General features: G+C 47.2%; 29 protein-coding genes. 26 read left to right on the plus strand and 3 right to left on the minus strand.

Annotated features, from left to right (window positions below; translation table 11 throughout):
- The first annotated feature begins 76 nt into the window (after window positions 1-76).
- The 3 genes from OCU74_RS17545 (at window position 77) to galM (ending at window position 3,449) form a co-directional block, all read left to right on the plus strand.
- Window positions 77-1,132 carry a UDP-glucose--hexose-1-phosphate uridylyltransferase gene (locus OCU74_RS17545; protein ID WP_087481070.1) on the plus strand — a complete coding sequence of 352 codons (1,056 nt, stop codon included), beginning with the start codon at window positions 77-79 and terminating at the stop codon, window positions 1,130-1,132.
- Window positions 1,133-1,225: 93 nt separating this feature from the next.
- On the plus strand, window positions 1,226-2,386 hold the full coding sequence (gene galK, locus OCU74_RS17550) for a galactokinase (protein ID WP_087481069.1): 1,161 nt from the start codon (window positions 1,226-1,228) through the stop codon (window positions 2,384-2,386).
- 10 nt (window positions 2,387-2,396) lie between these two features.
- On the plus strand, window positions 2,397-3,449 hold the full coding sequence (galM, locus tag OCU74_RS17555) for a galactose-1-epimerase (RefSeq protein ID WP_087481068.1): 1,053 nt from the start codon (window positions 2,397-2,399) through the stop codon (window positions 3,447-3,449).
- A 59-nt stretch (window positions 3,450-3,508) separates the two neighbouring features.
- On the opposite strand, the gene OCU74_RS17560 is transcribed toward galM, so the two are convergent.
- From OCU74_RS17560 to OCU74_RS17570, 3 genes are all read right to left on the minus strand, one after another.
- Window positions 3,509-4,105, minus strand: a complete 597-nt coding sequence (locus OCU74_RS17560; RefSeq protein WP_087481067.1) for a glutathione S-transferase family protein — start codon at window positions 4,103-4,105, stop codon at window positions 3,509-3,511.
- 170 nt (window positions 4,106-4,275) lie between these two features.
- On the minus strand, window positions 4,276-4,701 hold the full coding sequence (locus OCU74_RS17565) for a VOC family protein (protein ID WP_087481066.1): 426 nt from the start codon (window positions 4,699-4,701) through the stop codon (window positions 4,276-4,278).
- A gap of 305 nt (window positions 4,702-5,006) precedes the next feature.
- The gene (locus OCU74_RS17570) at window positions 5,007-5,525 is read right to left on the minus strand and encodes a glycoside hydrolase family protein (RefSeq protein WP_087481065.1); all 519 of its coding nucleotides are present in this window, start codon (window positions 5,523-5,525) and stop codon (window positions 5,007-5,009) included.
- 788 nt (window positions 5,526-6,313) lie between these two features.
- Here OCU74_RS17570 and OCU74_RS17575 point away from each other — a divergent pair.
- From OCU74_RS17575 to OCU74_RS17685, 23 genes are all read left to right on the plus strand, one after another.
- On the plus strand, window positions 6,314-7,087 hold the full coding sequence (locus tag OCU74_RS17575; protein ID WP_087481064.1) for a hypothetical protein: 774 nt from the start codon (window positions 6,314-6,316) through the stop codon (window positions 7,085-7,087).
- Entirely contained in the window at window positions 7,077-7,286 is a 210-nt protein-coding gene (locus OCU74_RS17580) for a hypothetical protein (protein ID WP_087481063.1), read from the plus strand. The genes OCU74_RS17575 and OCU74_RS17580 overlap by 11 nt, the downstream gene beginning before the upstream one ends.
- Before the next feature lie 152 nt (window positions 7,287-7,438).
- Window positions 7,439-7,699, plus strand: coding sequence for a prevent-host-death protein (locus OCU74_RS17585; RefSeq protein WP_087481062.1), 261 nt, complete (start codon window positions 7,439-7,441; stop codon window positions 7,697-7,699).
- A gap of 103 nt (window positions 7,700-7,802) precedes the next feature.
- Entirely contained in the window at window positions 7,803-8,156 is a 354-nt protein-coding gene (locus OCU74_RS17590; RefSeq protein WP_087481061.1) for a type II toxin-antitoxin system RelE/ParE family toxin, read from the plus strand.
- Window positions 8,157-8,375: 219 nt separating this feature from the next.
- On the plus strand, window positions 8,376-8,846 hold the full coding sequence (locus OCU74_RS17595; protein WP_143693200.1) for an ABC transporter ATPase: 471 nt from the start codon (window positions 8,376-8,378) through the stop codon (window positions 8,844-8,846).
- 2 nt (window positions 8,847-8,848) lie between these two features.
- Window positions 8,849-9,376: a hypothetical protein gene (locus tag OCU74_RS17600; RefSeq protein WP_087481059.1), complete on the plus strand. Its 528-nt coding sequence runs from the start codon at window positions 8,849-8,851 to the stop codon at window positions 9,374-9,376.
- On the plus strand, window positions 9,366-9,677 hold the full coding sequence (locus OCU74_RS17605) for a chromosome partitioning protein ParA (protein ID WP_234993579.1): 312 nt from the start codon (window positions 9,366-9,368) through the stop codon (window positions 9,675-9,677). The genes OCU74_RS17600 and OCU74_RS17605 overlap by 11 nt, the downstream gene beginning before the upstream one ends.
- Before the next feature lie 60 nt (window positions 9,678-9,737).
- Window positions 9,738-10,268: a hypothetical protein gene (locus tag OCU74_RS17610; protein WP_087481058.1), complete on the plus strand. Its 531-nt coding sequence runs from the start codon at window positions 9,738-9,740 to the stop codon at window positions 10,266-10,268.
- Entirely contained in the window at window positions 10,261-10,839 is a 579-nt protein-coding gene (locus OCU74_RS17615; RefSeq protein WP_087481057.1) for a phage baseplate assembly protein V, read from the plus strand. The genes OCU74_RS17610 and OCU74_RS17615 overlap by 8 nt, the downstream gene beginning before the upstream one ends.
- A gap of 2 nt (window positions 10,840-10,841) precedes the next feature.
- A complete protein-coding gene (locus OCU74_RS17620; RefSeq protein ID WP_087481056.1) occupies window positions 10,842-11,189 on the plus strand; it encodes a GPW/gp25 family protein in 348 nt (115 codons plus the stop codon).
- Window positions 11,186-12,046 carry a baseplate assembly protein gene (locus tag OCU74_RS17625; protein WP_087481055.1) on the plus strand — a complete coding sequence of 287 codons (861 nt, stop codon included), beginning with the start codon at window positions 11,186-11,188 and terminating at the stop codon, window positions 12,044-12,046. Before OCU74_RS17620 ends, OCU74_RS17625 begins: the two co-directional genes overlap by 4 nt.
- Before the next feature lies 1 nt (window position 12,047).
- Window positions 12,048-12,794, plus strand: coding sequence for a phage tail protein I (locus OCU74_RS17630; protein WP_087481054.1), 747 nt, complete (start codon window positions 12,048-12,050; stop codon window positions 12,792-12,794).
- The gene (locus OCU74_RS17635) at window positions 12,791-13,324 is read left to right on the plus strand and encodes a phage tail-collar fiber domain-containing protein (protein ID WP_087481053.1); all 534 of its coding nucleotides are present in this window, start codon (window positions 12,791-12,793) and stop codon (window positions 13,322-13,324) included. Before OCU74_RS17630 ends, OCU74_RS17635 begins: the two co-directional genes overlap by 4 nt.
- A 49-nt stretch (window positions 13,325-13,373) precedes the next feature.
- Complete coding sequence (locus tag OCU74_RS17640; protein WP_087481052.1) at window positions 13,374-14,099, plus strand: hypothetical protein; 726 nt, start codon at window positions 13,374-13,376, stop codon at window positions 14,097-14,099.
- An 11-nt stretch (window positions 14,100-14,110) separates the two neighbouring features.
- The gene (locus OCU74_RS17645) at window positions 14,111-14,425 is read left to right on the plus strand and encodes a hypothetical protein (RefSeq protein ID WP_087481051.1); all 315 of its coding nucleotides are present in this window, start codon (window positions 14,111-14,113) and stop codon (window positions 14,423-14,425) included.
- 140 nt (window positions 14,426-14,565) lie between these two features.
- Window positions 14,566-15,366 carry a hypothetical protein gene (locus OCU74_RS17650; protein ID WP_087481050.1) on the plus strand — a complete coding sequence of 267 codons (801 nt, stop codon included), beginning with the start codon at window positions 14,566-14,568 and terminating at the stop codon, window positions 15,364-15,366.
- Window positions 15,363-15,692 (plus strand): tail fiber assembly protein, encoded by a 330-nt coding sequence (locus OCU74_RS17655; protein WP_087481049.1) that lies wholly within the window; start codon window positions 15,363-15,365, stop codon window positions 15,690-15,692. The genes OCU74_RS17650 and OCU74_RS17655 overlap by 4 nt, the downstream gene beginning before the upstream one ends.
- A gap of 123 nt (window positions 15,693-15,815) precedes the next feature.
- Window positions 15,816-16,682: a hypothetical protein gene (locus tag OCU74_RS17660; protein WP_087481048.1), complete on the plus strand. Its 867-nt coding sequence runs from the start codon at window positions 15,816-15,818 to the stop codon at window positions 16,680-16,682.
- Between the two features lie 71 nt (window positions 16,683-16,753).
- Window positions 16,754-17,068 carry a tail fiber assembly protein gene (locus OCU74_RS17665; RefSeq protein WP_234993578.1) on the plus strand — a complete coding sequence of 105 codons (315 nt, stop codon included), beginning with the start codon at window positions 16,754-16,756 and terminating at the stop codon, window positions 17,066-17,068.
- A gap of 66 nt (window positions 17,069-17,134) precedes the next feature.
- Entirely contained in the window at window positions 17,135-17,944 is an 810-nt protein-coding gene (locus OCU74_RS17670) for a hypothetical protein (protein ID WP_087481047.1), read from the plus strand.
- Window positions 17,945-17,951: 7 nt separating this feature from the next.
- Entirely contained in the window at window positions 17,952-18,302 is a 351-nt protein-coding gene (locus OCU74_RS17675) for a tail fiber assembly protein (RefSeq protein ID WP_234993577.1), read from the plus strand.
- A 219-nt stretch (window positions 18,303-18,521) separates the two neighbouring features.
- Window positions 18,522-19,412, plus strand: coding sequence for a hypothetical protein (locus OCU74_RS17680; RefSeq protein WP_087481046.1), 891 nt, complete (start codon window positions 18,522-18,524; stop codon window positions 19,410-19,412).
- Window positions 19,409-19,729, plus strand: a complete 321-nt coding sequence (locus tag OCU74_RS17685) for a hypothetical protein (RefSeq protein ID WP_087481045.1) — start codon at window positions 19,409-19,411, stop codon at window positions 19,727-19,729. The genes OCU74_RS17680 and OCU74_RS17685 overlap by 4 nt, the downstream gene beginning before the upstream one ends.
- Window positions 19,730-19,841 lie beyond the last annotated feature (112 nt).

The raw sequence follows: 19,841 nt of genomic DNA on the forward strand, positions 1-19,841 counted from the left end.
TAGCATGTGCCGCTTAGTCACTCTAAGCAAATGACCTAATTATATTGTTGTATTCACCAAAGAAGAGTAAGTGAAGATGTCGAATCAATCATTTAATCCGGGCTCACATCCCCACCGTCGTTACAATCCACTGACCGGACAGTGGATTCTGGTCTCGCCACACCGTGCCAAACGTCCATGGAGTGGTCTCAATGAGCCGCCGAGTCAGGTGATTATACCGTCTTATGATTCGTCTTGTTTTTTGTGCCCGGGCAACGAACGGGTTTCCGGAGAAGTGAACCCTGACTATCATGGAACTTATGTATTCAACAATGATTTTTCGGCGTTAATGCCGGACTCTCCTGTGATTTCCGACGTTGACCACCCACTGCTGAAAGTTCAAGGGGTTCAGGGACTGAGTCGGGTGATCTGTTTTTCTCCGGATCACAGTAAAACATTGCCGGAACTTGAACTGCGGCAGATTCGGGGAGTTGTTGAGACCTGGAATGAACAGATTGAAGAACTGGGCCAGCAATATGTCTGGGTTCAGGCATTTGAAAACAAAGGGGAGCTGATGGGATGTTCCCAGCCTCATCCGCATGGTCAGATTTGGGCAAATAGTTTTCTGCCGAACGAAATTGAGCGAAAAGACAAGCAGTTGAAAGAGTATTTCACTACTCATGGTTCGAATATGCTGGTCGACTATGTTCAGACAGAGCTGAAAGATGGTTCCCGGACTGTGGTTGAAACGGAATATTGGCTGGCAGTCGTACCTTACTGGGCTGCATGGCCGTTTGAAACTCTCTTATTACCGAAAATGCATGTGCGTCGTATGAGTGAACTAACAGATGCACAACGAGATGATCTGGCCTTAGCTATCAAAAAATTAACCTGCCGGTACGACAACCTGTTCCACTGTTCTTTCCCTTATTCGATGGGATGGCACTATGCGCCATTTTTTGCTCAGGGAACAGAAATTAATCATTGGCAACTGCATGCACTGTTTTATCCACCATTACTGCGTAGTGCATCGATCCGCAAGTTCATGGTGGGTTATGAAATGCTGGCCGAAACTCAGCGGGATTTGACACCGGAGCAGGCAGCTCAGTATCTGCGGGATGTGAGTGAAGTCCATTATAAAGAGCAGGCCTGAGTTTTGCTCCAGTACCGAATGATGTTCACTGAGGTTATTTGAGTATATTCATACGGTTATTGATATAAACAAACTAAAAAAGAGAAGTTGAAGATGTCGAATCCAGTTCAGAATGTGAAAACGTCGTTTTCCGGAGTATTCGGGTACCAGCCAAGTCATCTGATTCAGGCGCCGGGCCGTGTGAATCTTATCGGTGAACATACTGATTATAATGATGGTTTTGTTTTACCCTGTGCTATTAATTATCAGACGGTTGTTGCTGCAGCTAAACGGCAAGACTCAATCATTCGGGTCGTTTCTGCCGACTATCAGAATGCGCAGGACGAGTTTGATCTCCAGGCACCGATCACATTTCAGCAGGATAAAATGTGGGCGAATTATATTCGTGGTGTCGTGAAATGCTTATTAGAACGTGGCTATTCGCTGTGTGGTATGGATATTGCTGTGAGTGGTAATGTTCCGCAGGGAGCCGGGCTGAGTTCTTCGGCAGCACTGGAAGTAGTCATTGGACAGACATTTAAAGTGCTGTTGAACCTTGAAATTAGTCAGGAAGAGATTGCACTGAATGCTCAGCAGGCAGAGAATAAATTTGTCGGCTGTAACTGTGGCATCATGGATCAGCTGATTTCAGCGGAAGGCCGTGAAAAACATGCATTATTGATCGACTGCCGGGATCTGACAATCCGGCCGGTTCCCGTTCCTGAAGATATGATGGTTATGATCATCAATTCGAACAAACAGCGGGGGTTGGTAGACAGTGAATATAATACACGTCGTGAACAGTGTGAGACGGCGGCCCGTCAGTTTGGCGTTAAAGCCTTACGGGATGTGACACTTGCGCAGCTGAATGCCAGAATCCATGAGCTCGATGATGTTGTTGCCAGAAGAGCCCGGCATGTGATTACTGAAAATGACCGGACGACTGAAGCAGCACAGGCACTTGCTGCCGGGAATATCAGAAGAGTTGCTGAGCTGATGGCACAGTCCCATATTTCAATGCGGGATGATTTCGAAATAACAGTACCGGAAATCGATACTCTGGTCGATTTGATTAAAGCAGAAATCGGTGAACAGGGCGGTGTGCGGATGACTGGTGGTGGCTTTGGCGGATGTGTCGTTGCACTGATTCCACCAGCATTGGTTGAGAAAGTCCGGGCCGCGGTAGATGAGCAGTATGAAGCTGCAACCGGTTTACAGGCAACGATTTATGTCTGTCAGGCGACACATGGGGCAGGTCTGATTTCCGAATCATGAGGAAATAGTGATGCAAAATTTACATGCCGGGCAAACCCCGGCAGATGAACGAAGACTCTTGGCAGATTCGATTGTCTTGCGTAATTCGCAGGGGATGCGGATTGAACTGACCGCTTTGGGAGCGACCTGGCTCAGTTGCCGGTTACCGTTGCGTGATCATGAACAGCGAGAAGTTCTGCTCGGGGTTGATTCTGAGCAAGATTTATTGTCTCAACAGGCTTATCTGGGAATGACGATTGGTCCTTACGCCAATCGGATTGCTAATGCCTCTTTTGCATTGGAGGGAAACCAGTATTCACTCCATGCGAATGAACATGGCAACTGTCTGCATAGCGGTGATGAAGCTTTTCATACCCGCCGCTGGGATGTTTCCGGGCAGAAAGACAATCAGGTCCGGTTTTCTCTGGTTTCCCCGGATGGCGATTCAGGTTTCCCCGGCCGGTTGCAGGTTTCGGTCACTTATACGGTTACAGAAGAGAATCAGGTTCGCATTGAATACCATGCGATCAGCGACCAGCCGACTCCGGTCAGTTTAACCAGTCATGCTTACTTTAATTTGCAGGGTGCAGACAAAGGACACTCCTGTCTGGATCACAGGCTTTGGCTGGATGCCGATGAGTTTTTGCCTATTCATGACAATGGTATTCCGCTGGGAGCACTTCAGGATGTCAGTGGCACTGGTTTTGATTTTCGTCAGGCGAAACAAATTCGCCGGGATCTCATGCAGGATCAGCAGCAAATGGCTGTACAGGGTTATGATCATGCCTATTTATTCCGGGCTAACCGGGATGTTTTACAACCGGTTGCGACCTTAACTGCCCCGGACGAACAGGTCAGAATGCATGTCACGACAACGATGCCGGCAATACAGCTTTATACCGGTAACTGGCTGAAAGGTACGCCCGGACGTCACGGAAAAGTATGTTCCGGATATGCCGGTGTTGCTTTGGAAACGCAGTTTCTACCGGATTCCCCCAATCATCCCGAATGGGCACAACCAAGCTGCATTCTCAGGCCGGGTCAGGATTATCATCATACGACTTGCTATCAGTTTGAGTTCTAAAGCCATAAAAAAACGCTCGTTATTCAGAGCGTTTTTTAATTGAAACCATATGCCGGAATTTATTGGAAACGAGTCACGGTAAAGCTTCTGTAATGACTCACAGGTTCAAACCACTGTGCAAGATGAGGGAAGTCGGTACGCCAGTCGATTTCCTGTAAGCGGAAATCGAGGTAGCTCAACGCTACACCGATTGCAATATCACAGAATCTCAATGCATGGTTCTTTGCTGTTTTGTGAGTACTTATTTGTTCTTCAATAGTAGCCAGTGTTCTGGTGATAGCGTCGAGGCGGCGTTTTTCCAAAGGATGTTGGGCGCTATTTTCTGCATATTTTCGGTAGATGACTGTCTGAAAAGCTGCATCAATCAGTGCCTGTCCTAATCCAAGCAAAGCAAGCCCCTCCGGACTGTCCAATAGTGTGGGAGTTGGCTGTTGCCGATCAAGATAAAATAAAATCAGCAGGGTTTCGGTCAGTGATTCACCAGTATCGGTTTCAAGTACCGGTACTTTAGAAACCGGATTTTTTGCCAGAAAATCCGGTGAGGATTGCCAGGGATCAACCCAACATAGTTCCAGTCGGTCTTCAAGCTGCTTTTCTATGGCTGCGATACGCACTACTCTCGCGTAAGGTGAGGTGCCGTTCAGGTACAGTTTCATTTTTGTGCTGCTGATTGTTATTCATTCTGGTGAGTGTAACGAACTTTAGATTCAAATGTCCCGCAGAGATTCTGAGCCCTGCCTGTTGATGTGATTTGAATCTATATTCTCAATAGCTCAGTTCAGACAAAAGCCGCATTTTTGCGGCTTTTTTTATCCTGATGTCAGGATTAAACCGTACTGTTTCTTTCACTGATGATATCGCTGGCATATTCGACAAATTCGACTTCAAATCCTGCCGGATCGATAAAATAGATATTTTTCCGGTGAGGGTGCACTGCACCATCTTTTGCGATTTCAAAACCGGCAGCAGTCAGGCGAGTCACGATAGCATCAAGGTTGTTGGTGACATAGGCAAAGTGTGCCAATCCAACCTGATGGCCGGTCAGGTCCCGGTTTTCTCCTTCACCGTTATCACTGATAGCCAGATACTGATAGTCATCACCGAAGTGCAGCCACTGACGAGGTTTGCCGTACCAGTCAGCAGCTCCCTGATCTCTGATATGCCAGTGTGGGAAAGCAGCCTGATAGAATCTCAGCATTTCGGGAAGATCGGCTTTCCGGACGATCAGATTGACGTGTTCTAAGTGAATCATTGCAAACTCCTTATTCTATTTTTGATAAGCATCCAAATATATTCTGCAATTCTTGATATATATTTGTTCATTTCCATAACTATTACCAATGCATAAAGGAGTATAAAACCTCAAGTTAACTTGATGTAAAGTGTTTTTTATTTTTATATAGAAATACCGTTTCCCGACACACCATGACATCATATCTCTATTTTAATTTTATGATTTATAAGTAATTGCATCTGATTGTTCATATTTCACAGTTCATTCTGGTTCAGTTGTACTCAATGAAGACAATCAACCATGGTTCGGTTTTGGAACTGTAATCACTTTATATTGTATAGATCTGAAACTTTGTACCCGGCATACCAGGTGCCGGTCAGCATTTGTTGGGCGTGCCTTTGTGCACGTGCCGGGGTTTGTTGTGCCCAGCGACTGTTCAGCATTTCGTCATGAGCCTCGTCCCAGCGACGGTTCTCGATTGCTGTCAGTGTTTTTTTAAACTGGTTCAGTGCACTTGTTCCCATTTGATAGGCCATGGATATCAGAACGGCTTGCCTTGCTTCGTTGCAGGATGCCAGAGCTCGTTTGATATCGGGTGTGTGCTCTGCTTCGCTGGTGACCGATGCCAGCAGGGAAGAAAGCCAGATTTCGCCGGCTTGCCGGGGTAAGGTAAATTGGTAGTGATGTAGTGCACTCTCTTTGGGACCGATCCGAAAACCAAATCCGATGGTTGGGTAACCTTCTGAACACAGATAGGGTACTTCACGCCATCCTTCTTCAAAATCAATCAGTTTGACCAGTTTTTCCTGCGCTAGGGTAATCAATACGTTGTCTTGAGCCATGTGCAACCTCCGGTGAATCATATCCGGTTACTCTATGGTTCCTGTGACCTGGGCGGAGGGCTTCTGGGTTATGAACGTTCGTCTTATCTATGGTCTTCAGCCGGGAAAAGCAGAACAGTGTGTCTGTTTGTATTCATGCTAATCAGGGAGCGACTGATATAAAGTGATGGATCGCTGGATTCATTCTACGCTTTCCCCGCTATTTCTGGACGGACGCTCTGATTGCTTCCATATATTGGTGTATTTTTTCCATCGATTAGGTTATTTATTCCATGAGTTATATTTTTTAACTTACTTCTTTATATTTATTTTATTTTTTATTTTCTAAATAAAAAGAAAGATATAGAGGAGATGTACAGAATGAAAATGTATATGTACTTTCCCAGAAGTTAATGAGAGATGCTTATTTTTTATTCCACTGGTTTTCGGGAAGATCATTGATAAGATCATGGATGACTTTTGATTTTTATTTCATTTAACTATATGTTTTTACTGTCTATTATTTCGTTTTGAATGCTTACCCATATTTCCATGGGTATTTTTATCTATGGTGAGCCCAGGGTTGAAACTTAGTCACAATACAAGAAATGAGTTGTGCGTATTTTATTTATTCTGGTGGTTCGTTTATAATTGAAGTCTGTGGATAAATTTGTTGAAAATATTTTCTGCGCTACTGCTTGTCTGAATATATTTAAAGCTACATCAAGATGTCGTGATGTGGGTATATTCATATTCTGAGGTGTCCGAGCCCTTTGTGTCTGCGAAGTTCGTCTTCACGGAGGTTTGCTGTGTATATCTCAGTTCAGAAATATTTGCATGTACTGCATGACCATCAGGTCACGGCTGCCGGGATCGGCAGTCTGTGTAAGGATAAACTTGTTCGGATGGATGACTCGGTGTTGACTCACTGTAGTAAGCTGGAATGTTCACTGAGCCGTTCAGAAATTGCTGCTGCTTTTGCGTGTCTGCAACTGCCGGAGCACTGGCGTGACATTCTGATACATGTGGGGCCGGTGACTTTTCTGAAGTTGTGGCGCCGTTTAGAAAGTATCCGGATGGAAAGACGTTTACGCATTGCCGTTCCCAAATATACGGCACGATATGACGAAATGTCTGCAGATGAGTTTGAGCATTGGCTGGATGCGCAGCGTTTGAATGTGGCGCTGTTTGAAATCTATGTCACGGTCACTGCCGAAGAGTACCGCTATATCTGGCGGCGGCTGTATCAGGCTGCGTATACGCCGGAGCGAAGAATGCTACGGGTTTATGTGCCATTATATCTGACCTTCAATCTGCATCTGCGTAAGGTTTTAGCTTATACACTGATTCATGCAGGAATGCCGTTGCAGAAAATACCGCATCAGCTGGTGTTCTGGACTCGCAGTACGCTTTCCCTGAGTCGTCTGAAGGTGATGGAAAGGGAGTGGCGTAAATTACAGAGCGAGGTTACCAAGGGCAGTGTGAGTGACCCCTTTTTTCTTAATGAAGTCCGATATAATGCCGGTGTCAGTCAGACTGTGGTGACCGGGCCATCTATCAGGAGTGAATCGTATGAAAGTTAATACTGCTTATCAGTATTCAGAGCAGGATGCATCACAGACTGTGAGTGAAGTGATGTGCCTTTGCGGGCATCGGATTTGTGACCGTGAAGGTGTGATCCGTTCCCGCTGTGTAAAAATTGTCGAGGGAATGGCGTTGTGTCGCTGCAAACGCTGGGTGAGGGTTCCGATTAGTAATCAGAGCATCAAAGCCGGGCAGTGAAAACTGCACTGCTGGCATCGGACATTTACATAATAGACTAAATTTAGCCTTAATTTGGTTTGATTGCTTGATGCCAGACTTTATTTAGTCTATTCTCAGCCTGAACCACTATCATTGTGGAACGATTCATAACATCGGGTGAGGATATGGGAATGAATACGGAAACCATCAGCTTTCTGAAAAAAAATGCGGCGGATCTGCCACTGGATGAGCCATTGGTCATTACCCAGAACGGGATGCCGAAATATGTTGTTGAATCATACGCCGAAAAGCAGCGCCGTGATGATGCGATTGCAATGATGAAAATGACTATGCTTGCGAAGCAGGATGTTGTTGAAGGCCGGGTTGCACCGCTGGACAGCCTGAAAACTCGTTTATCAGAAAAAAAACGCTTACTTTCAGACCAAGAATAGCTTTCAGACAAAGAATAACTGCCAAAGACAGATTTAACGACGATCAATCATAAAAATCTCTCATAAGAATAGAATTTCTCATAAGAATAAAGAGTAACAACGTATGGCGCAAAAACAGCATGTCGTGATTCAGACGACCGAATCTTTTGATAAAACGGTCGACAACGCCATCGTGTATCTGAGTCAGTGGTCCGACGAAATCCAGGTAATCGAACGGATTGAAGGTGTTCTGGACCGGTTTGAACAGTGTGTTACCGAACATCCTTACGCATATTCCCGTTGTCCTGAATTGGTTGAGATGGGTGTTAATACCGTCAGAAATGCCAATATTCATGATTTTCGGCTGCTGTATGAAGTCGAACCGCAAGGTGACCGGATTGTCATTCATCTGTTGCTGTTGCTACGCACCCGACAGAGTATCGAAAAGCAGCTGATAGAGTTTTGTCTGTATCAGTAAACAGATTTAAGGTTATTGCCTGCCGACACTTTTCCTGCGCCCGCTCTACGAGGGCGCACCCTCCTGATAATTTTCAATTCTGACAGACTGACGTGAAGTGACGACCGGGGCTGAGTGTTTCAGGTGTTGTTTCACGACGCTTGTCCCGCCTTGCTGTTTGAGTCGTTGACTACCTTTTCCCTAGCTGTGGGTGCTTCTTCTTTATTGAGGTTAGTCGTTATGTCAATCATGGTTCCTTATACCAACCATTCCAGTCACAGTATGACGATCGGTGGATGCACTGTTCCGGCAGGAGAAACCTGTCATGTTGACGCCCGTTTTGTTCCGGCAAAACCACAGGTTAATCGTCAGCTGAAGATCCTCTATATCAATTTTAATCAGACGCCGCGTTATTTCGGGACGAGTGTGGTACAGCCTCTGCAGGCAGAACGTTTGTCCGTGATTCATTTCGATAATCCCAATCTGCATGACGCTGGTCAGGTACAGGACCGGATTTTTTCTCGCCTGCTCGAGCGGAAAATCAGCGATATCAAACCGTATCTTGCTCAGATGCATGAGGGTGAAATTGTCCGGCTGGCTGAACTGGAACAGGCCGGGCAGCAACGTAAATCGTTATTGAAAGAATTCCAGAATGAACTGGTTTTGCGGGGCCAGACTCCGTCGGATTCAAATAAGAGTGAAGCGCCGTAAATATGTGGGATAACGTGAAGTCATTAATTGCCACGGCTGCACCGTTGATCGGCGGATTGCTGGGCGGCCCGGCGGGAAGCGGTGTCGGGGCTTTGATCGCCGATAAACTGGGCGTTGAACCGACTCCGGAAAGTATTGAAGCAGCACTGAAATCGGATCCGGATGCGCTCTTGAAAATCACCCAGATGGAAAGTGATGAGCGGGTCGCACTGAGAAAACTCAAACTCAAAGAGACGGCCCTGCTTCTCGATTATGAACAAGCCAAAATGGCGGATACGCAGGATGCCCGGCGACAACACCGGGATCACTGGATGCCATGGGTGCTGACCCTGATTTTAGCACTGATGGTCAGTGGATTGTTTGCGGCGCTGTTCTTTGGTCAGCCTCCACAAGCCTATGCTCAGGTACTGATCATGATTGCCGGGACAGTTCTGGGCGCGTTCGGAACCGGTGTTGCTTTCTGGTTGGGAAGCAGTCAGGGAAGCGTTGTGAAAAATAAGCAGTTGAGCGGGAGCCTGAATGGGAAATGAGTCCAGTATGCAGGGGATCTCCCAGAGAGAATTTACTGCCTTTCGGGATGAGATGCGTGAGTGTATGCAGCAGCAAACAGAGCTGATGCGGCAGATGGTTGAGCTGCAAATCAAGCATAACAATTTAGAGTCTCAGTTTCGTCGTCATGACAAAGAAATTGAAGCATTGGAAAGCCGGGTTTTACCTTTGGAGCAAAAGCAGGGCGGGACAGATGTGAAGACGCAGTACCACAGTAAAGTTGTCTGGTTGCTGCTCTCTTTTCTGGCTGCGCTGGCCGGATATGCGATTCGGAACGGGTAATACGCAAATGAGCTTTCTGATACCGAACCAGAAATCCATTCCGACAGGTAAGGAGTCACTGTGCGTGATTTGAATGAAATTCTCGATGATGTTGTCCGGCAGTTCCGGCTGCAATATCCACAAAGAGTCGTAACCCGGAACTGGCAGGACAGAAGTGCTTATGCCGATCATGAACTGGCGCCGGGAATTTTAACCTTGGTGTATACCGGTGAGCGGCCGGTCGGAAACGTATATGCGACGGAAATTTATCTGCGGGCTATCGGGCGATTGTACTGTGGTGCTCAGGCCAGCGGTATTGATGTTGAAAGACAGGAACTGGAATTTTTAAAGCAGTGGCGGGATTTCTGTTCCTCAGCCGCTGTTGGCAACATTACGATCCAAAGTGTGGCGACTTCACAGCAAAAGGAAACGCCGGATGGCTGGTTCACCTGTGAATGTATTGCTGGCCAGTATGATCTGGGTAGTGACTTAGACTGGCTTCCCGAAGGTCCGGCAAATATGCCGGATAAGATTTTTGCCAGCCAGAAGCCGGATATTGGTCAGGATCACCGGGATGATTATTTCCCTGTTTCGGAGAATGAAAATGAGTGAGTTTACCCAGGCACAACTGGTACGTCTGATTTCAGACATGATTCAGGTCGGTGTCATTATTGAAGTTCAGGCTAAGCCTTTGCGCTATAAGGTTCGTTTCACACCGGATTTGTACACAGACTGGATTCCTGCCAATGTCGGTCATGCCGGGCAGGTCAAAGACTGGCAGCCATTACAGGAAGGCGAACAAGTGATGGTTTTGAAACAGTTTAATACTCAAAGCGGAGTCATTATCGCTAGTCTGAATCAGACATCTTTTGACCAGCCTAAAGAGGATCTGAACCGGTTTTACCGGGAATTCCCGGACGGCACCTGGCTGGAGTACGACATGGAAAGCCATCTGCTTTCCGGCAAAATTACCGGCAAGGTCAACCTCGAAGTTGATCAGCAATTTCGGGTTCAGGCGCCGAAGATTGTGTTGGTCGGAGATATTGAGCATGACGGCAGTCAGAAAAGTACCGGTGATATTGCCGACGGCGTCCGTTCGATGGCTGCCGACCGGAGTATTTATAATACGCATACTCATACCCATGGTGTTCCGATGACGACATCAACAACGCAGAGGCAGTAGATATGGCCTTTGGTATTAACGAAAAAACAGGGCAACTGATCTCTGGTGTTGCTGAGTTAAAGCAACGTCTGCAACGATGTATGCGGACTCGGCGGGTAACAGTGCCGCTGGCCCGTGATTATGGTTCGAACCTGCCTTACCGGATTGATGCGAAGATTGCACCTGAGCTGGAGATTGATATCTACGCAGATGTAGCAGACATGATTGCTCACCCTCCCAACGGTTTTACCGATGAGATACAACTGGTTTCAGCCTGGTTAGAAAGGGGAGAGAACGAGATGACCTTATCGGTTGAAGTCAAATTGTTATTTGATGGCAGCATTGAAGAAATTTCGGGGTTAAGCCTGTGAGCCAGATTGATTTATCTCAGTTACCGCCGCCGGAAATTGTTCAGCAACTGGACGCGGTATCTGTCAGAACCAGAATGCTAAACCGGTTCGCGGAACTCCAGCATGTTGATCCCCCGAAAGCTGGAGATCCGCTCTATTTCGCGTTTTCGTCTATGGCGGAAGCGATTACCCGGGCTCGTCAGGAGTTCCAGGATATCTCTCTGGAAAATATGGTGGCATTTGCTACCGGCAGTAATCTGCAACAGCTCGGTGCGCTCAGGCCGGTGGAACGGTTTGAGCAGGAAAGTGATGAACAGTACCGGCGCCGAATTCAGATGGCTCCGGAAGGGTTTTCGACTGCCGGAGCAGAAGGTGCTTATATTTTCCATGCTCTGAATGCTGATGAAGATGTCCTGGATGCCAGCGTTGATAGTCCGGAAGAAATGATTGTCAATCAGTATATTCTGAGCCGGGAAGGCGACGGTTCAGCATCAGAGCAGCTATGTCAGACGGTTTATGACTATGTCAGCCAGACAATGAAGCGTCCTCTGAGTGATAAATATTCCGTTTATCCTGCGGAGATTATTTCCTACAGAATTGAAGCCGAGCTGGAGCTGTCTTCCGGCCCCGGAGAAGAACAAATACTGGCTGAAGCCAGAAGACGTCTGGAACAGTTAATCAAAGAAACCCATGTTCTGGGCGGAATGGTCTCTCTGTCTGCTATTACCGGAGCGATTCATATCAAAGAAATCGGTGGGGCAGCCACCTCTCAGCCAGTCATTGATGTTGACCTGATCGAGCCGAAGTCCAGAATACACTGTAATCGCTCTCAGGCTCCGTACTGTCGTGAGATTATTGTGCGTAGAAAGGCGGATTGATATGACATTTCACAGTCAGTTACCACCCTCTGCCGGTGATCTAGAACGGATTCTTGAACAGATCTTCTGGGAAGAACTTCAGCAAATTGAGCGGGATATCCGAAATTTTCTCAACCCCCGGAAGTGTCGTGCTGACTTGTTGCCATACCTGGCCTGGGAACTCAGTGTTGATGACTGGGATGATGACTGGGACGACTCGATTAAACGTGATCTGTGTGAAAAAGCACTGACCGTTCATATGTATAAAGGAACACGTGGTGGTGTTGAAGCTGCGCTGGCAGCGCTTGGTGTGACGACCGAGCTGAACGAATGGTTTGAAACTTCACCACCGCTGAAACCCGGCCGGTTTGCCGTAACTGCCTGGGTGAATAAAAACTTAGCGCCGGGTAAGTCAGAATTCTTATCCGACACCATGTATCAGCGTATTCGCTCGGCGATTGATAACACCAAGAATGTTCGTAGCCACTATGACATGAAAGTCGGGGCAAAACTGGGTCCGAACACGCTGACCGTGGGAAGCGCAATCACTAACCCAACCGCAATGGTCCGCTGCGATTCTTCAGCGGTACAAGAACCTCTGGTTACCGGGACACACATTGGTACGGCGATGGCTGGCAACGGTGTCAGCCTGACGCGTCATACAGCGAACGCCGTTGTAGATTCACAGCTTCAGCCAGCCACAGTATTTGTGGCAGGAGTGACTCAGAGTTGGGCTGTATTAAGAGTAAAAATGGAGGCAGCAGCGTGAGTGAAACCGTTGCATTAGTACCTGTAATCACCAATAAAGGCCTGGCGGCAGTTTTTAACAAAGGCAATGACGGCCTGTCCGCCCGGATTACACATATTGCGTTAGGTGATCACGGACGAGTACCGCAGAAAACTGAACTGGGTTTGGTGAATGAGCGTATGCGTATTGCCGTTGCAGACGGTCAGCGTATCGGAGAACACCAGATTCATGTCACCGCACTTGCAGATGGTGGCAGTGAATTCTGGGTTCGGGAAGTCGGCTTCATTCTGGAAGACGGGACAACACTGGCGATTTGGTCGGATACCAATCCACTGGCCTATCACTCAGCAAACGTACCGTTGTTGCTTGCTTTTGATCTGGCCCTGGATGCACTACCGGCAGAGTCAGTCACCATCGAAAGCACGGGTGCAAACCTGAGTCTGGCTGCATGGGGCGAACAGTATATAACCAATGCCACTGCGTCAATTAACAATATGTCACGTCATCTGAAGTTGATGTTGCGGGTGATGGAACTGGAGAAAAACAAATAGATCAGCGTCGCGTTGATCTGTCAATCAACGATAACACCCAGGGGGAAACATGGGGATCGAACAAGCCGTATCGGAACTGGTTGTAGCCAGTAACACGTTAACACAAATTGTCGAAGACAAAATCGGAGACATTGACCAGAAAGTACTGAGCGCCCAGCGCTCAGTCGAACACTTCATTGCCGATGCCAAACTCGGCTATCCGTATTTCAATCTGTTTAATAATGCAACACTGGGACGTCTGGAGGCCGATGGCACAACACCTTCCGGATTCTATATCTGGACACAAGGGATAAGTGTTCAGTTGGAGGTGATGCAGGAGACGGATTCATCCTGGTGGGAACTGCCGGGGCTGTTTGTCCGGGCTACGATTAAGTGGAGTACTCCAACCGGGAAAAAGTATGGTTCATTATGGGCCAAAGGGCAGGGACATAAGGCCTCAAACTCACCTTATTACATCAAAACCACCCGGGGTTTTGACTATCGTATTGTCAAGAATGATGGTGCTGAACGTTTCCAAATCGGTTGGGAAACCGGGAAACGCCTTCTCGATTTATCTGCAACCGAGTGGACAACCGCTGCACCATTAACCTATCAAAGTACCCAAAGCGAAGCGATTTGCTCATTTTATATTCCCGATGACCAACCGGCGGGGGAATTTGTTGTTGATCTGCGCAATATCTTCGTCAATCTGGGGGATTCGGATCGCTGGACTCTCGGTCTCAATGAGATCACATCATTCCCATATGCTACGTTAGCTGACATCAATAAAGGATAAGGAGCGAGATCATGGAAGCTGTATTTATCGAAAAAAAATCAGGCACACTATTCCACGCCAGTTCAGGAACGGAGCAGGAACTGGACATGTTCCGATCTTCCTTTCTGTCGGATGACTTCCGGCAAACCTATGGAGAGCCTGATGTTGATTTCACCGACACTTATCGGGTGAAAAGAATGAATGCGTTAAGAAAAAGCGCCTATCAGGCGGAATCGGATCCGCTGTATATGGAATGGCAGTACGACCAGACGGAGACAAAAGCGCAGATTTGGCGTGATAAAGTCACAGAGATTAAAACGCGCTATCCGTTGCCTGAATCAAAGTAAATCTGAATAGTTTCGAAGCCGCTGAAGGTGATTTTCTGATAGTCATGAGATTTGCCGGACACAAATCTCTGCCACATGGCTGTCGATACAACAGATCAGACAGAAATCGTCTGATTGTTCACCATCAAGTGAGGCTAAGAATGTCTTTAGAGCAGAAAGTAAGCGAACTTGTGTCATCATCGGATCGTTTAACTCAGGTCACACAGGACAGTGTGGGCCGGTATCAACAGATGATTGACCAGAATATCAGTCAAATTCCCCGAAAAATCGTCGATGCTATGAGCATCTCTTTGTATGTTGATGGCAAAAATGGCCATGATGAAAACGATGGCTCTCAGGCCCATCCGTTGAAGTCACTTTTCGCCGCGATACGATATGATGTGCCGTACCATGCATTTATCCGTATTTACCTGTTATCCGATATCGCTCTGGATCGTGATATCGGTTTTGCCGGCCGCCATATCCAGCTGTTTTTAAATAACCACACATTAAAATTTCCGGCGAGAAGTATCACGGATGCAGCAGGAACGGTTGTCGGTTCGGCTATCTATAAAATTCTGGGAGCCCGTGATACTTCACTGTTTATTCAGCAGGGGACGCTGGAAACCAGTGACTGTATCTCTTCCGGAAAGGGCGATCAGTGGTTCTTCCGCGTTCATCAGACCATGGTTCAGATGGGTGGCATCGATTATGACAACGGTATTTTCCCGGTGTCATTTAACCGCCTAAACATCAAGCTGGGGAAATATGTCACAGGGCTTTGCGCCGGAAGCGCCGGCCGGAACTCGTATCCCGGTGAAGGGGTTGTTGTTGCCTGCCAGTATTTAACGACAGCTGATGTAACCGCGGACGGGGCTGTGCTGTATGGCAAAGGTGTCCATTTCCGCAACAACACGTTATACGATTATTCAGGTCATCAGGTTCAGGTGGTAAGCGCATGAAAATCATTCACGATCATCTCTATCAAGGGATTCATTTCCTGGCTTTTCCTGTTTCCAATACTGATCAGGACGGTCATACCATTAACCCGGATTTATCTGCGGAATTTTTACAGGCGGCTTATCAGGATGAGCGCTGGAGTGAAATTCGTCGCCGGCGCGATCTTCTGATTGCGAGGACTGACTGGACGCAGACGATTGATTCACCAGTGACAGATGAGAAACAAAAGGCATTTTCAGCTTATCGTCAGATATTGCGCGATATTCCGCAAACCTATTCGGATCCCGATGAAGTCGTCTGGCCGGAGCAACCGGAAACTCATCACTGAAACGAGCAATCATTACAGAATAGTCAGACATACAAAGCCGCTGAAGGTAAATGAGACACAGGAAACTGATGCTGGCGAAAGCAACCGTTTACTGTGACAACATGAACCACAGGAGCTGAAAGTATGAGCTTAGAGCAAAAAGTGGCGGCACTGGTTGAGGCGTCGGATACACTGACCTCGACGGTGAATCGCAAAATAACGGAAATTGATCAGAAAGTAGAATCGGCAACCACGGCTATCCCTGAGGCCATTCGGGAAAATATACACCGGGTTGTTTATGTCGATGCCTTGTCGGGAAAAGACAGCAATGATGGCCTGACCGGTGCGACTCCGGTGAAAACTTTAAATCAGGCGATCGAACTGGTTCCGAATGGCGCTTCGGGAGAAATCCTGCTACGCCCGAATCAAACTTTTGAAGTTTATCGTCATGGTGTCTCTGCATCAGAGAAGAACTTAGTCATTGGATCCTGGGGCGCACCTTCGGAAGACAGTCGACCGGTTATCAGAGCAATGCCGACAACATTTAACAGTGATACCGAGGTGAGTAGTATTTTCGAAGCATCTTCCCGGATGAACATCAAATTCAGGCAGGTGGAAATTCAGACGGGTATTGTTTCGGATCATGAACACTATCATGTTTATGGCGGTTCGATTGGCAATCAGATTAATAGTAACTATGGTGGTTTCTTTTCCCGGGGTGAAGGAGATAACGAATTGGCTCATTTTGAGGTGCAGTTTATCCGTTGCACGATACGTCAGCAGGATTTCTGCCTGTTTACTTTCAACTATGGCCACTTGTTGTTATCAATGAGCCTTTGCAAGGTGATTAATGAAGGGCAAAACTCAGCTTTGTGCGATAAAGACGTCCCGAAGGTGATTGACCTGAACAGTACGACTTTTGAGGGTTTTCCGGAAGGCGCCTCCCTGAACAGTATGTTCAAACTGACCACGAATAATCACATCATCAGAGAAAACACTGCGCTTGCATGAGATAAGGCGGCTGAACCAAAAATATTGACTGGATGTCAATGAATGGATCTATCACAACCAAAGAGGCACCTATGGCACAAGTTATGATTGGCGGACGTTTATATGTAAATCCTTCCGCAGAACAGCTTCTCGCAGATGGAATCTCCCTTGAACGGGTTAATGAGATTTCAAAGGGTTTTAAATGGGATGAAGTTCGTCTTCATCGGGATCAACTCATCAGTAATACGGACTGGACACAAATTCCGGACGCACCATTATCCGAATCGCAACAAACAGCATTTGCTGCTTACCGTCAGGCACTGCGGGATATTCCGCAGAATTATACTGACCCGGATACAGTTGTCTGGCCACAAAAACCGGAGGATGAAGTACCGGCCCAGGCATAAATTCACAATTCAGAAGCCGCCGAAGGTGAAATGACGATAACCAAGACAAAACACATAAGGTGGAATATGAGTGTTGAACAGAAAGTCACCGAACTGGTGACGGTCACCAATCATCTGACCCAGGTTGTTGACAATAAAGTTGCAGAAATTGATCAACGGGTAACGGAAGCCAAAGATAGCTTTGAGCAGCAGATGACCGAAGCGAAAGACAGCTTCGAACAGTGGCGGGCATCTGCCAGAGCCATTAACCTTGACGGAGAACCCCGTTATAACACTGTCATTGATTTGACCGGGCTTAGTACCGATTACTATTTTCCGGTCTGGTGGCGTATGCCGACCAATAATAATGGGGTCAGTCGCCTGCAAATTGTCAGACATTACTCGACTGACAGCGAGAAAGATCCATTCAAAAACCATGATCCTCATGTGGCGGCCCTATTTACCGAGTTTGAAGGTAATGCATGTCCATGGGATGGTGATGCAAACTTTTTGACTATTAAACGAATTCATCAGCGATACCGGCCGACGATTCGTCAGATTCAGTTCGGAATGCGTTGTATTGCCCGCCCTATCGATGGCAGTAAGCCACTGTATAACAACTATACCAATGGGCAGAACGTGTATCATTCCATTCATAGTGGTTGCTATCTGCGTGGCGGAATGACCTATAACGTTCTGAAAAACTTTGTCGGCAGTTTGTGGTATAGCCGTGAACTGGGAGAAGTCTCTGCAGGAAGTGCCAGATCGGATACTTTTGAAATCCAGTGGAATGTCAAAGCTTATCAGAAAGATGATGCATTTCTCGGCAGTGACTATGGCAGTTCAAATCTGGCTTATAGCGCTGATTATGACCGTCGTTATGCACCGAAAGCGTGAGGTAAATATGGACACTATCTATCAGATTAACCAACTGGTTTCTAAAACCGGTGAAACTTTATATAACGTTCCGGCGGAGCCTTATATTTTATATGAAATGGGTTTTGGCGAAGATGAAGCCGCCCAGTTATGCCACGATGCGATACATGTCGCTAAATGGGAACAGGTCCGGGTAAAACGCGATACTCTGATTACCCGCAGCGACTGGACCCAGATGCCGGATGTTTCGCTGACCGATGAACAGAAGCAGGCATTTGTTGCCTACCGGCAGACACTGCGTGACATCCCACAGAACTACACCGACCCGGATGATGTCATCTGGCCGGAACTGCCGGTGACTGAATCCTCCCTCGCGTAAGCTGAAATCCCCCGAAGCCGCTGAAGGCGGGATTTTAATCAAGAACCGGATATAAGCCCCTCCATCAGTCATCGGAAGGGTGTTATCAATATCTGTCAAAGCGCGGCAGTCCGTTACTGAGTCGCATGATGGCAGCGAATGAGTGTGATGCGCTTCCCGCAGGAACAGAGATTACGCTCCTGATGCCTTGTAAACACTCTGAAATAGGAATTAAAAAACATGAGCTTAGAGCAAAGAGTCACTGAGCTTGTTCTGGCAGCGAATAATCTTACCGGTGGGGTGGACGATAAGATCTCTGAAATTGACCAGCGGGTCGAGCAAGCAGAACAGAAATTCGATCAACGGGTCGATCAGGCCAAACATGAGTTTGACCAGTTTAAAGCGCACCTTCAGGAAACGGTTCCGTTACCGTTCAATTTGTTTAAGAACTCGATGATGCGTGCCGTTGAACCGGAAGGGCATCCGACAGGTTCTAGCTATACAGGCTGTAAAATTGAAGCGGTTCACTCGTATACCAAAGGTTTTGAAGGCCCGTATACTCCGGTTGCACCGGAAAAGGTCGCAGCAACTCCGGATCTGGCAACAGCGGAGCTACCTTATTGGTATGGCCGTTATTATATGGGGCCGCGTATTCACCGGGGCGGTTTAAGAAACGGCTGGGGTGGCTTGGGGGATGGCAACATTCTCAAAATTACTTCCACAGCAGCCAATGAAGCCAAACTGTTTCGAATGCCGCTTGAGAAGCTCGGTTTATTTGAAAAAGTGGGTGTGAAATTCTGGATCAAAATTGTCTCCGGCAGCCTTGCTGTAGGAACGGATGCCGGGATATATAACGGCTATGGCTCACATACCTATATGCCGAATAAGATTACCAAGTCCCAAACCGATACGGGAACTGATGGATGGTTCTTATATGACCGGGTGATCGGGATTAGCTCCGTCACGAATATGACTGGCAATGTACTTAACTTTGGTTTACCGGAAAATGAAAACTGTGAGATCTATATCGCACTGCCTTATGCCTATATACCAATGGCACCAAAGCACATGCTTGCAGGCGTCGGAGAAACAGTTGCAACCCCTTACTACACCTTCAGGAATCAATCATGAAAGTTATTCAGAAATCAGATCAGGCCCTGATTGGCTTTTTTGAGACAGCTAATGCTGAGCAGGATGTTGTTGCACTGGGTTATGACCTGGATGAATGTGATTTTGTCCTGACCCAAAGCGAACAGGATCGTCAGTATCTGCAGTTTTTAGCCTCAACGGACTGGCAGGTAACCCGTCATCGCGATCAACAAGAGATGGGGACAGAAACTGCCCTGAGTGATGCAGATTATCAGACATTGTTAACGCAGCGCCAGAAAGCGCGCGATGCGATTGTTGACCCGAATGCTTTGGCGAGTTATCGCCAGATATTCAGTTAAATCAATGCTCAGACAGAACAGACAGACCGGTCAGATGTGACCGGACAGAAAACGGCTCCATGTTCAGAGCCGGGAAAGAATCAAATGATATATAAGCCGCTGAAGGTGAGTC

It is taken from the genome of Vibrio mangrovi, from assembly GCF_024346955.1.
Taxonomy (GTDB): Bacteria; Pseudomonadota; Gammaproteobacteria; order Enterobacterales; family Vibrionaceae; genus Vibrio; species Vibrio mangrovi.